Below are 12,539 nucleotides of genomic sequence, written 5' to 3' on the forward strand. Positions count from 1 at the left end.
CGGTGCGGTGAGGGGCTTTCGGTGGCACGACCGGGCCCCGGGCGGGTCAGCCCTCCAGGACCGTCAGCGGGACCTGTACGGCGACCGCGCCGCCGCTCTCTCCGGCCGTCCAGCCCCGGCCCTGGCCCGGCGACATGCGGATCTGCTCCCCGGAGAGCCGGGCGCCGATGATGTCGCCCTCGCCGACGCTCTTCGGGCCGAGCAGCAGCCCCCGCCGGGCCCGCCGGGCCACGCCCACCCAGCCCATCGAGTGCATGGACTCCGGCAGCCCGGACAACAGCAGTCCCTGCATGTGGTCCCGGCCCGCGGCGGCCACCTGGCGCAGCACGGAGTCGGCGTCGGCGGCGAGCAGCAGGTCCGCGTCGTCCACGACGACGACCACCGGCTTGCCGCGGAAGGACTCCAGCGCCTCGGTGAGCGCCTCCGGCGACGGGTCGGGCTCCCGGAAGACGTGCGCGAGGTCATGGGCGGCCAGCCGCCGCAGCTGCGACTCGCGCGGCGTGATCACGATCAGCTGGGTGCCGCCCAGCAGCAGGGACACCGACATCGCGGCGAGCGCGGTGCTGCGGCCGGTGCGCGGCGGGCCGGCCACGATGAACGAACCGCCGCCGTCGCGGAAGTCGTAGCCGATCGGCGCCACTTCGTCCCCGCCGACGCCCAGCAGCGCCCACAGCGGCCGCAGTTGCTGCTTCGGCACCTGGTCGACGGCCTCCTGGAAGCCGATCAGGCCGGGCATCTCGCGGATCCGGAACGGCCTGCGGTCGGGTGCGACCGCGCTGTCCCGTGCCGTGGTCCGCCTGCCGATCGCCCGCAGGGCGTCACCCTGGTCCGGGCGGTCCTCCGAGACCGTCGGCAGCAGCCCGATCTGGGTCTCGATCCCGCCGGGCGCGTGCCAGCCGCGGCCGGGCGGGACATGGGCGGGGATCTTGTCCCGCGCCATGCCGACCAGGTGGTAGTCGCTGGGGTCGGCCTGCCGCAGCAGCAGCCGCTTGTCGTTGTGCTGGGCGACCCGGCCGCCGAGCAGGACGCGTTCGGAGGTGGCGATGACGTGGATGCCGGCCGCGACGCCCTCGCGGAGCAGCCTCACCACCTCGGCGTAGACGCGGCCGCCGTCGTAGTCGTCGATGAGCTGGCTCAACGCGTCCCAGCCGTCGATGAACAGGACGATGTGCGCGGGGCGGCGGGCGGCCGACACCTTGGCGCGCAGTTCGGTGATGCCGGCGCAGTCGTACTGGGACAACAGCCGCTGGCGCATGGTCAGTTCGCTGATCAACCGGGTGACCAGGCGTTCCAGCCGCTCGGTGTCGTGCCGGGAGACCACGGCCCCGCAGTGCGGGAGGGCCTCCATCGCCGCCAGTCCGCTGCCGGCCGCGTCGATCCCGTACAGGTGGACGTCGTCGCTGCCGATGGCCATGGCGGTGGCGCCGGCGATGGTGCGCAGCACCTGCGTACGGCCCGAGCGCGGGGCACCGATGACGTAGAGGTGGCCGAAGACGGACCAGTCGATCGCGCCGAGCCGCCGCTCCTGCAGCTCGGGCAGGTCGAACAGGGCGTACGGCACGAGCGGGAGGGCACCCTCCTCGGGATCCGGTACGGGCGGCAGCTCGTCCAGCGCGATCCGGTCGTCCATCGGGGGCAGCCAGGGGCTCGGCTGCGGGGTGTAGTCCTCGAGCCGGTCGGTCGCCTCGATGAGGGCGTCGACGAGCGCCTGCAGGTCGGTGGGCAGCTCCTCGGGCGAGGGCAGGCCGGCGGAATCGCCGTCCTCGTCCGCGAACTCGGTGAACACGGGCGTCCGGCCCAGCCGTTGCCAGGTCACCTCGGAGCTGCGCACCGGCCGGACGAACCGGTCCCCGGCGTCCGCCTCCCCGGCCCCCGCACCACCGCGCTCGGCACCGACGAAGGCGGTCTGGAACGGCATCGGCGCGGCCGATCCGAGGCGGACCAGGGCACGGCCGGGGTTGCTCGGTGAAATCCCGGCCGCCTCGGGGGCGTTGATGATGTCCTGGCTCTCGGACCGGTCGATGACGCGCAGCGCGATCCGCAGGTTGGTGTTGGCGCGTATCTCGGTGCTGACGACGCCGCCGGGCCGCTGGGTGGCGAGGAACAGGTGCAGGCCGAGGGAACGGCCGCGCTGGGCGAGGCTGATCAGTCCGGGGACGAACTCGGGCAGTTCACGGACCACGGTCGCGAACTCGTCGATGATGATGAGGAGCCGGGGCAGGGCGGGCAACCGCGGGTTGCGGGCCCGCTTGGCCCGGTACTCCGGGTGGTCCTTGGCCTCGACCTCGTTCAGCAGGATCTCGCGGCGCCGCAGTTCGGCGTCGAGGGAGGCCAGTGCCCGGCGCACCAGGTGCCCGTCGAGGTCGGTGATCATGCCGAGGGTGTGGGGCAGCCGGTCGCATTCGCGGAAGGCGCTGCCGCCCTTGTAGTCGACCAGGACGAAGGCGAGTTCGTCCGGCCGGTTGGCGGCGGCCAGCGAGGCGATCATCGTCTGGAGCAGCTCCGACTTACCGGAGCCGGTGGTGCCGCCGATCAGTCCGTGCGGGCCGTCGCGGACCAGGTCCAGGGTGAGCGGGCCCTCGTACCCGGAGCCGATGACGAAGCCGGCGGAGGCCGGGCGGCGGGCCCAGGCCTTGACGATCGCGGCCGGGTCCGGGGGCTCGTGGCCGATCAGCGGCAGCAGCCGGACGTCGTCGGGGAGCCCGGAGTCGCCGTCGACGGTGACGTCGCGGATCGGGGCCAGCGCCCGGGCCACCTCCTCGCACCAGCGCCTCTCGACCAGGTCGGCTCGTACGTCGGTCACTTCGGGCACGCCCGAGGCGCGGACGGAGAGCCGGTTGCCGTGGGTGGTGACGACGACGGTGCACTCCTCGGGGAGCAGCCGCTCGCGCTCGTCGACGCAGACGCTGAACACCCGTACCTCGGGGCCCGCGGTCAGCAGGTGGACCACGCCGGGGACGTCGCGCAGCCGGCGGGCCCCGTCGAGGACGACCATGATGTCCGGCTCCCGCTGGAGGAAGTGGCGCATCGGGGAGGCGTCGCCGTCGGAGCGGGCCTGGATCTCGCCCATCAGCTCGTTGACCCGGTGGGCGGTGGTCTCCGGGTCGTTGCCCAGGCTTATGACGGCGCCACCGGAGCGGCCGCCCCGCAGGTGCGGCAGCCAGCGCACCCAGCTCCAGGCGTCGGCGCGCTGGTCGTCCGTGAGGACGACGATCCGCAGGTCGCGCGGGCTGTGCAGGACGGCGGCCTGGGCGACGGCCCAGCAGGCGAGGCGGCGCGGCGCGGTTCCGGAGCCGCTGATGCCGACCACGCCGTGCAGGGCGAGCTCCACCCCGAAGGGGACGTCGGCCAGCCGCCAGTGAACCCTGCGGCGGTTGGCCTCGCGGGCGCTGTCGTCGATGCGCTTGAGGGAGGCCCGGGTCAGCGTGCCCAGGCGCAGGGTGAGGTGATCGGGGTCGCGGCGGCGGCGCTGCCACAGGCCCTTGCCCGGGCCGGTCGCGGTCAGCCGCAGGGATGCCGGGTCGGGGAAGGACTCGGCGCGCAGCTCCCGTTCCTCCAGCGCGGCCTGCCGGATCTCCAGCTCCAGCCAGGCGCGGCGCACGAGGTAGACCCGGAGGTTCTCCTCGTACTGCTGGCGGCCGGTCCGGCGGGAGGTCACCCAGTTGCCGAGGCCCATCAGGGGCGTCAGGACGATGAAGACCAGGAAGTAGAGGCTGCGGAACATGAAGACCATGACCAGGCCCATGATCAGCGGCGAGATCATCATGAGGAACGGGAAGGGCCGCTTGCTGTTGTCCTCGGGCGGGCCCTGCATGGCCATGGACTCGGCGTCGAGGTGCGGGGCGATGCGCGGCGGGCGGTTGTACTCGACGCCGATGCCGTCGGCGGCCGTGTTCACGGCGGCGTCGGCCTCGAACGGCGGGCACAGGCGCAGCAGATGGTCACCGAGGGACAGGTCGGCGTACGGCGGCCATTCGACCGATCCGTCGTCGAGCTCCGGGAGCCGGCCGGCCGGCGGGAGCGGCGGTTCCTCGGGCTTGCCGTCGGGGCCGGGCGGGGCGGGTTCCGGGGTGTGGCCGCCCGGCCCGCCGTCCTCGGGTCCGGCGGGGTCCTCGGCGGTGAGCGGGGTGCCGGTGGTGGGGTCGACGGGCGGCGGCGGGGTGAGGCTGCGCAGACCGCAGGTCTCGTCGGTGTCGTCGTCGGTGGTGGGGAGCAGGAGCCGCACCCGGCCGTCGGTGCCCACGGTGATCCACGTGCCGAGGGCGGGCGCCCCGCCGCCGTCGAGGCGCAGTACGCAGCCGCGGTCGGTGCCGGCCTCGTGGGCGCCGGGGCCGAGCCGCCAGACCCGGCCCGCGCCGGGCCCGCCGATGTGGCGGACCTCGACCAGGACCGGGTCGGAGGCGGGCGGCCGCCAGGCCTCGGAGCCCACGGCCGGGGGTGGTACCGGGGCTCCGAGGCCGACCACCGACCCCTCGCGCAGTCCGCTGGCCCGAACGGGGAGATCGGGGCTGAGCGGACGGCCGTCGAGGTAGAGCTCGGTGGCGCCCAGGGCCTCCCCGAGAGCGGCGACGTTGGCGCCCTCGGGGAGGTCCAGCATGTGATCCGCGTGGTGACCGCGGACGTCGACGGTGGAGAGGGTGAGTCTCACGGAACTCCTTGCGGTGACGTCAGCGACGCGGTGACACCCCGGCCGGCCCGGCGGGCACCCCGGCATCGGGGTCGGTGTCCGGGTCGGTTTCCGGGTCGGGGGTGGGGGTGGGGCCGGCGTCGGGTTCGGGTTCGGGGTCGGGTGCAGGGGTGGGGGCGCCGGCGTCGGCGGGGTCGGTGGCCGGTCCGGTGCCGTCGGGTGTCCCACCGTGCCGCTCGGCGGCCCGGGCGTCCTGCCCGGGGCCGGTCAGGCCGGTCCAGCGACCCGGGTCGGAGTCGGAGCCGGCCCAGATGACGGGCACGTCGCCGTCGGCGCGGGGGCCCCCGCCGTCGGGTCCGGCAGCACCGGGATGCCGTGCCCCGTCCGGCTCGTCCGGCCCGAACGGCTCCTCAGGTCCGTCTGGCCCGTCAGGCTCCTTCGGCCCCTCAGGCTCTTCTGCCTCCTCCGGCCCGTTCGAGGCCGGGTCGGGGGCCGGGCCCGGCAGGGGGCCGGCGTCGGGGTCCGGGGTGGCGGACGGGCCGGGCGCGGCCGGGGCCTGCCCGGTTCCGGGGGCCGGGGCGTCGCCCGGCACGGGGTGTACGGGGCGGGGCGACGGAGCCGGCGACGGGAGCGGGGTGGCCGCCGGGGCCGTCGCCCCCTCGGTGGCCGTGGCCACGGCGGACGCCGCGGCCGTGCGGGCCGGGGCCGTCGTCGGGATGCCCTCGTCCGGGTCCTGTTCCACGGCGAGCCCGCCGAGCGGGACGTCCTCCTCCTCGAACAGGCCCCGTACCCCGTCGGTCGTCGGCGCGGGCGGGTGCACCGGCGGGATCCGCTTCAGCGTGCGGGCCACCGCATGCGGCAAGGCGTGCGCCATCAGCAGCAACGGCGTGCCCGGCAGCGCCAGTTGGCCGTGCCCGTCGGCGTACAGGCGGCGTACGTACCCGCGTCCGGACCCCAGGACGAGGATCCGCGTCGCCGGGACCGCCTCCGGCGGCCCCGCCAGCTCCGGCGGCAGCGGGTCCGGCAGGTCCGGCGCCACCAGGAACGGCGGCGTGCCCAGCCGCGCCGGGGTGTCCTTCGCCCTCCGGTACGCCTCGCGCACCGGCTCGCCCGGGAAGCCACGGAGCACCCCGTCCGCCGCGATCAGCAGTCCCGGCGGCAGGCGTACGCCCAACTGCGCGCCCAGGGCCGGCAGCAGCGCCGCGCGGGCCCGCCGGTCGCCGTCCAGCGCCAGGGTCGGCGGCCCCGACATCAGGTCCAGGAAGGCGCAGCGTCCGGCGGAGCCGTCCTCCGCGCCGACCGCCACGACGACCGGCCGGCCCGGGCCCGCCTCGGGGGCGAGCGCGGAGACGGCCGCCTGGACGTCCGCAGGGCCGGATGCCGGGCCGCCGACCGCCGGGCCGCCGACCGCCGGGACGACCGCCGGGAGGTCCGCCCGGTGGGCCGTCCACTGGTCGGGGAGGTCCTCGTCGGCCTCCCAGGGCTCCACGGGCGACGGCACCGTTCGTCCGGCCAGCAGAACGGTGACCTCACCGTCGTCGACCAGGACGGCGTACGGACGGGCGGGCGCGGCCGCCAACCGGGCGGCGGCCAGGGCCCGTTCGGCGTCGCGCCAGCTCTCCGGATCGCCGAGCCGCCGGACCAGGATCCGCAGCACCCGGCGGTAGCGCAGCCACGCCCGCACCGGCGAGGCGAACGCGGCCGCGGTGAGGGCCAGTTCCCTCGTCAGGCGCCGCCACGCCGCCCGCCAGCCGCCCAGCTTCATGGCGAAGTACCGGACCAGCAGGAACAGCAGGAGGGCCACGCACACCACGACCGTCCACCGGATGACCCCGTCCCGGTGGTCGAGGAGCCAACGGACCGGGTCGAAGGTGGTCACGCCGCCAGCTCCCGCCGCAGGGCCCGCAGGGCGTAGTGGGTACGGGACTTGACGGTCCCCGGCGAGATCCCGATCTCCCGCGCGGTCTCGTGCCCGGGGCGGTCGCACAGGTGGACGCGTACGACCACCTCCCGGTGCTCGTCCGACAGCCGGGCCAGCGCCCTGCGGACCACCTGCCGGTCCACCACGCGGTCGGCGATGTCGCCGTCCGCCGGGCGATTCAGCAGTTGGGGCGGCAGAGTGCCCACCGGCACGGCGCGGTCCCGTCGGTGCATGTCGACCGCCAGGTTGCGGGCCACCGTGTACAGCCAGGCGAGCAGCCGCTCGTCGTCACCGGCCGGGACGGCGGCCGGCGGCCGCTTCCAGGCGCGCAGGAGGGTCTCCTGGACGATGTCCTCCGCCCGGTACCGGTCCCCGTCGGTCAACCGGCTCGCGAACCGCATCAGCAGCGCCCTGTGGCGCTCGGCCGAAGGGATGCGAGGGGCGGAATCGGACGTGCCATGAGCATCAATCATCTTTGCTCCCCAACGCCCTGGATGCGGCAAACCGGATTGATGAAGAATTCCCGGTCCCGCAGAGTCAGTTCTCGGCGACACGCAGTCAAGATAGATCAGGGAAAGCGGGTTGATGCTCAGGAAAAGCTCAGAATCTCGCGAGATCAAGAAACCGGCCGGTATCGTGAGTGCTTACTCTGGCGGCACGGGCCGCCCGCGCCCCAGCTGCCGCGCCCCCGGGAACCTTTCCGCCCCGCCCATGCCCCGCTCCGCGACCACCCCGACTGGAGCCACAGGACCATGAACCCGCAGCCCGGCACCCCGAAACCGGCCTCAGCGCCCTCATCGACCACCCCTTCCGCTCCTTCCTCCCCTTCCTCCCCTGCGTCCTCGCCGTCCGGGCCGAGCTTCGCGGAAGCCTTCCGCCGCCGCCCGGTCCGTGCCCCCCGCGGTATGACCCCCGGACGCCGGGTCTGGGCCACGCTGGGCTGGACGGCCGCGGTGACGGTCCCGCTCACCCTGACCGCGTCCCTGGCCGGCACCGGCGCCCTGGAGTTCGGGAACAGCAGCGAGGCGGCCGCCGTACGCGACATGCCGCCGATGGCCACGCAGTCCCCGACTCCCGAGGCGTTCCGCGCACCCGCGCCGTCCGCCGCCCCCGCCGAGCGCCCCGCGCCGATCGTCACGCCGACGCCTTCGGCCACTCCGGAGGCGGAGGTGAAGCCCCAGCCGCCCGCCGTCGCGCCACAGGCCGCCCCCGCGCCGCAGCAGCAGCCCCCGGCCGCGAACGGTGCGGCGCCCAAGGCCGCCGCGGCGCCGGCGCCGCCGGCGCTCGCGCCGGACACGGCCGCGGTCGCCGTGTCCCGGCTCGCCGCGCGGGAACCCGGACGGCACATCTGCTACCGGGCCTACGTCGAGGGGATCGGCTGGCAGAAGGCGGTGTGCGACGGCGCCACGGCCGGCACGGAGGGTCAGAGCAGAAGGATCAAGGCCCTCAACATCGCGGTGTCGGGCACGAAGGGCACGGCCGCCAACGCCTTCGTATACAAGGAGCACTGGAAGACCCCGTGGAACGGTGTGGCCGACGGCATCGACAACTACATCGGCGGCACCGCGAAGGACTATCCGTACATGCTGGGATTCGTCATCAATGTCGGTGACGGCGCGGTCTGCCAGAACGCCGCCGTCCGCGGCCACGGATGGGGCGGACTGGCGTGCGACGAACCGCGGGGCCAGGCACCCGGCAACTACATCTTCGGCGGCACGCTCGACGACAACCTGTGGCTGGAAGCCGTACGGTTCACGGTCTGAGGTTTCTCGTGTCCACGTACGGTTCGCGATTTCCGTCATGTGACGGCTGGGAATGCCCGGGTAATTCGCTCCATTCCCGTTCCGTTCGATGCGACGTCGCACATTCGTGCCGGAACCGGTGAACCGAAATGCCCGCCGAGCCGTGTCGGGTCATTCGGTCACGAGGCGGCAGGAGCCCCCGACGGTGGCGATCCGGCCCGCCGTCGGCGGCGGGACGTGGGGGTGGGGGCAGTCCACGAGATGTCTCCACGCCGCTAAAGCGCATTCTTTGCTTTTGGGGACCGCGTCCGCTGCCGCCCCCCTGCGCAATCGAGCAGTCCGCCGCGCCATCCCGGGATGGTCCCCTTGCGTGACCCGTCCCGACCTGCAACGAATGAGCTTTAAGCTGGGTCCATGAGTCCCCAACCAGCCGTACGACCCGGAGGCCGTAGCGCCCGGGTCCAGCAGTCGGTGCACGAGGCCGTCCGCGAGCTCCAGGCGGAACGGGGCCGCGCGGCCCTCACCATCCCCCTCGTGGCGGGACGGGCCGGTGTGACCCCGTCGACGATCTACCGGCGCTGGGGAGACCTCCAGGAGCTCCTCGCGGACGTCGCCGTCGAGCGGCTGCGGCCCGAGGGGCCCCCGGCCGACCTCGGCGGCCTGCGCGAGGACCTGGAGCACTGGGCCGTCGCCTTCCTCGAGGAGATGTCCTCCCCGGCGGGCCGTTCGTACCTCCGCGACGCCCTCGCCGGCGACCCGGACGGCGACGGCGCCGGGCGGTGCTCCGCCTACGCCGTCGAGCAGGTGGACGCCATCCTCGAACGCGCCGCGCAGCGCGGCGAGCACGCGCCCGGAACCGACATCGTGATGGACCACGTCGTGGCCCCGATGATGTACCGCGTCCTCTTCCGCCCCGGCCTTTTGGACGCCCGGTACGCCCGCGACCTGGTGGCCACGGTCTTCTACCGCCTGATGCCCCTGCCCGGTGGCCGTGGGTGACGGTGGCCGCACCGGCCCGTGTGCGCGCACCCGGGCCGGTCGGTAAGGTCGAATACGTACGTTCCGCCCACACCGCCGCGGCGTCGCCCGGGCGGGTCGGCCGCCCTTCGGCAGAGGAACGGATCGTATGGCAGAGCACAGCTTCCGCAAGGCGTATGCAGCTGCCGGGGCCCTGCTGGCACTCCTGCCCGCCCTCACCGGAGCCGGCGCGGCAGCCGGATCACGCTTCGTGCCAGGCCCTTGCCCCAGGACGGCGCCCGAGCCGGTCGAAGCGCTGGCCACAGCCCGGTGCGGAGTCCTGGAAGTCCCCGAGAACCGCGCCCGTCCCGGCGGCCGGACCATCCGGCTGGCCGTGGCGGTCATCCCGGCCACCTCGGCGAAGCCCGCCCAGGACCCGGTGGTGTTCATGGCGGGCGGCCCCGGCGGCGAGGTCTTCGACGACATCCCGTTCCTGGTCTCCTCCGGCCTGAACCGGGACCGCGATCTCATCGTCATGGCCCAGCGCGGCAACCGCTACGACACGCCCGACCTCGCCTGCCCGGAGCTGGACCGCTTCTCCGCCACGTCCGTCGGGCTCCCCTCCTACGCACCGCACACGCAGCGGCTCATGCTCGACGCGGTGCAGCGGTGCCGGGACCGCCTGACGGCCGGCGGAACCGACCTCAGCGCCTACAACAGCACTGAGAACGCCGCCGACTTCGCCGACCTGCGCACGGCGCTGGGCATCGAGCAGTGGAACGTCTACGGCCACTCGTACGGCAGCAACCTGGCCATGACCTACCTGCGCCTGCACCCCCGGGGGATCCGCGCGGTGGCGCTCGACTCCATCGCCCCCGGGCAGTACGTCTCCCTGCCCTTCGCCTGGTCCGGCGCCCGGGAAGGCCTCGAGAACCTGTACAAGGCCTGCGCGGCGGAGCCCCGCTGCAAGAGCCGCTACCCGGACCCGGAGCGCACCCTGAACGAGCAGGTGCGCGAGCTGGAGGCCCGGCCGCTGACCCTGGACGTCCGGCCGCCGCGGGGCGGAGCCCCGGTAAAGGTCGTCCTCGACGGCGGCGCGCTGGTGAACCTGCTGGTCGCCAAGGCGATTCCGTTCGCCGACGTCCCGGCGGCGATCGACGAACTCGGCCGCGGCCGCCCGGAGCGCTTCGCCCGGGCCCGCGCCGCCGGGTCCGCCCAGGTCATCGGCCAGACCGCCCACGGTCTGACGAACTCGGTGGTGTGCGCCGAATGGGTGCCGGACCACGCGGCGTCCGATGTGCTGGAGGCGGGCCGCAAGGCGTTCCCGGACTGGCCGGAGCAGGTCCTGGCCCAGGCACCCCAACTGGCCTTCCAGGAACAGGTGTGCCGCGTGTGGAACGTCCCGGACCGCACCGCCACGCAGCGGGTGGCCCCCGTCAGCACGGTGCCGACGCTCTTCATCAACGGGACGGGCGACATGAAGAGCGGCGCGAGCTGGGCGGGCCGGACGGCCCGCACGCTGCCCGACTCGACCACCGTCCAGGTCCCCGGCATCGGGCACTGGGTGGTCCCGCAGTCGCCCTGCGCCCAGAAGGTGCTGGCGTCCTTCCTCGCCCGTCCGGCCGCACCCGACACGGCGTGCGTGACGGGCCTCGGCTGGGAACCGTTCACGATCACCCCGAAGTGACCGGGAGAACACATGGCACGCCCCCACGTACGAAGGCTGCGCACGGGACCGGCCGCGGCGGCGACGGCAATCCTCGTCACCGGCCTGCTCGCGGCACCCGCGAGCGCGCGGGAGGAGACACCGGGGGCGGCGGCCGGCACGGTCGCCCGCACCGTGGGCGACGCCCGCTACGAGCCGGGCCCCTGCCCGAAGACCCCGGAGCCGATCGCCGCGCTGAAGGACGCCCGCTGCGGCACGCTGACCGTGCCCGAGAACCGCGCCGGGCCGGGCGGCCGAACGATCAGGCTCGGCGTCGCGATCGTCCCGGCGGCCGCACGCACGCCGAAGCCCGACCCGATCGTGTGGCTCGCGGGCGGGCCCGGCGACAACGCCGTGTGGGCGGCGAAGAGGGCCGTCGACGGCGGCCTGAACCGCGACCGGGACGTGATCCTCATGTCCCAGCGCGGCACCTACTCGGCCGACCCGGCGCTCACCTGCCGCACCATCGACGAGTTCGAGGCACGCGCCGTCGGCCTCGTCTACTACGCGCCGTCCACCGAGCGCGAGCATGTCGAGGCGACCCGGAGCTGCCGCGACCAACTGGGCGCCCGCGGCGCCGACCTCGCCGCGTACAACGACATCGAGAGCGCCGCCGACCTCGCCGACCTGCGCCGTACCCTGGGCATCCCGCAATGGAACGTGTTCGGCATCTCCTACGGCACCCACCTGGCGCTCGTCCTGATGCGTGACCATCCCGAGGGGATCCGCTCGGTCGGGCTCGACGGCATCCTGCCACCGTCCAGGGCGGGGCTGGCGCTGACCTGGAGCAGCGCCCGGCAGGGCATCAACAGCCTGTTCGAGGCCTGCGCGCAGCAGCCGGCATGCAACCGGCGCTACCCGAACCTGCCCGCCACCTTCGACGAACTGGTGCGCCGGCTCGACGCCGAGCCGGTCACCACCACTGTCACGCCCTCCGGCAGCCCGCACCCGGTCAAGGTCGTCCTGGACGACGGAGCCCTGGTGAACTGGATGACCACCGCCACCCACGCCGCCCCCGGCGTCCCCCGCTCCCTCGACGAACTGGCCCACGGCAGACCGCAGCGGATCGCCGAGCAGTGGGCGGCCGCCAAGACCGACCCGCAGACCTTCGGCCACATCTCCCACGGCCTCGAGTACGGCGTCTTCTGCGGCGAGTGGGTGCCGTACGAGACCGAGGCGGACGTCGTGCGCAGCGGCCGGGAGGCGTTCCCCGCGTTCCCCCGCTCCGTACTGGCCCAGGCCCCCCAGCTCACCTTCGTCCGGCCGGACTGCGGCGTCTGGAACATCCCCGCGGCCCCGCGGTCGGTCCGGGACGTCACCCGCAGCGACATCCCCACCCTCGTCATGTCGGGCGGCTTCGACTCCCAGACGGGCGCCGACAACGGCCCGTACGTGGCCCGCACCCTGCCCCGGTCCACCGTCGTCACGATCCCCTACGCGCCGCACGTGGCCTTCGCCACGTCGACGTGCGCCCAGTCGATCACGCGCTCCTTCTTCGACACCCCCACGGCCCCGGACACCGCCTGCCTCAAGGACATCGAGCCCCCGGCCTTCGAGACCGGCCGAGGCGAAACGAAGGAGAGGTGA

General features: G+C 74.3%; 7 protein-coding genes. 4 read left to right on the forward strand and 3 right to left on the reverse strand.

Going from position 1 to position 12,539, the window contains the following annotated elements:
* Nucleotides 1–46 precede the first annotated feature (46 nt).
* Genes ACZ6KO_RS01825 through ACZ6KO_RS01835 form a run of 3 tightly spaced genes read right to left on the reverse strand, consistent with a single transcriptional unit; the run spans nucleotide 47 to nucleotide 7,021 of the window.
* A complete protein-coding gene (locus ACZ6KO_RS01825; protein ID WP_469298730.1) occupies nucleotides 47–4,648 on the reverse strand; it encodes an FtsK/SpoIIIE domain-containing protein in 4,602 nt (1,533 codons plus the stop codon).
* Nucleotides 4,649–4,667: 19 nt separating this feature from the next.
* Entirely contained in the window at nucleotides 4,668–6,506 is a 1,839-nt protein-coding gene (locus ACZ6KO_RS01830; protein WP_469298733.1) for a hypothetical protein, read from the reverse strand.
* A complete protein-coding gene (locus ACZ6KO_RS01835; protein ID WP_469298736.1) occupies nucleotides 6,503–7,021 on the reverse strand; it encodes a sigma-70 family RNA polymerase sigma factor in 519 nt (172 codons plus the stop codon). Before ACZ6KO_RS01835 ends, ACZ6KO_RS01830 begins: the two co-directional genes overlap by 4 nt.
* A gap of 432 nt (nucleotides 7,022–7,453) precedes the next feature.
* On the opposite strand from ACZ6KO_RS01835, the gene ACZ6KO_RS01840 reads away from it, so the two are divergent.
* The 4 genes from ACZ6KO_RS01840 (at nucleotide 7,454) to ACZ6KO_RS01855 (ending at nucleotide 12,539) form a co-directional block, all read left to right on the forward strand.
* Nucleotides 7,454–8,311 carry a hypothetical protein gene (locus ACZ6KO_RS01840; RefSeq protein ID WP_469298738.1) on the forward strand — a complete coding sequence of 286 codons (858 nt, stop codon included), beginning with the start codon at nucleotides 7,454–7,456 and terminating at the stop codon, nucleotides 8,309–8,311.
* Between the two features lie 393 nt (nucleotides 8,312–8,704).
* Entirely contained in the window at nucleotides 8,705–9,289 is a 585-nt protein-coding gene (locus ACZ6KO_RS01845; RefSeq protein ID WP_469298740.1) for a TetR/AcrR family transcriptional regulator, read from the forward strand.
* Nucleotides 9,290–9,416: 127 nt separating this feature from the next.
* On the forward strand, nucleotides 9,417–10,934 hold the full coding sequence (locus tag ACZ6KO_RS01850; RefSeq protein WP_469298742.1) for an alpha/beta fold hydrolase: 1,518 nt from the start codon (nucleotides 9,417–9,419) through the stop codon (nucleotides 10,932–10,934).
* A 12-nt stretch (nucleotides 10,935–10,946) separates the two neighbouring features.
* A complete protein-coding gene (locus ACZ6KO_RS01855; protein WP_469298744.1) occupies nucleotides 10,947–12,539 on the forward strand; it encodes an alpha/beta hydrolase in 1,593 nt (530 codons plus the stop codon).

This window comes from Streptomyces sp. NPDC042102, from assembly GCF_055582305.1.

Excerpts from the sequence above, each read along its gene's own strand:
- ACZ6KO_RS01835 (WP_469298736.1), bottom strand. The coding sequence starts at position 7,021 with ATGATTGATGCTCATGGCACGTCCGATTCCGCCCCTCGCATCCCTTCG.
- ACZ6KO_RS01845 (WP_469298740.1), top strand. The coding sequence starts at position 8,705 with ATGAGTCCCCAACCAGCCGTACGACCCGGAGGCCGTAGCGCCCGGGTC.
- ACZ6KO_RS01855 (WP_469298744.1), top strand. The coding sequence starts at position 10,947 with ATGGCACGCCCCCACGTACGAAGGCTGCGCACGGGACCGGCCGCGGCG.
- ACZ6KO_RS01840 (WP_469298738.1), top strand. The coding sequence starts at position 7,454 with ATGACCCCCGGACGCCGGGTCTGGGCCACGCTGGGCTGGACGGCCGCG.
- ACZ6KO_RS01850 (WP_469298742.1), top strand. The coding sequence starts at position 9,417 with ATGGCAGAGCACAGCTTCCGCAAGGCGTATGCAGCTGCCGGGGCCCTG.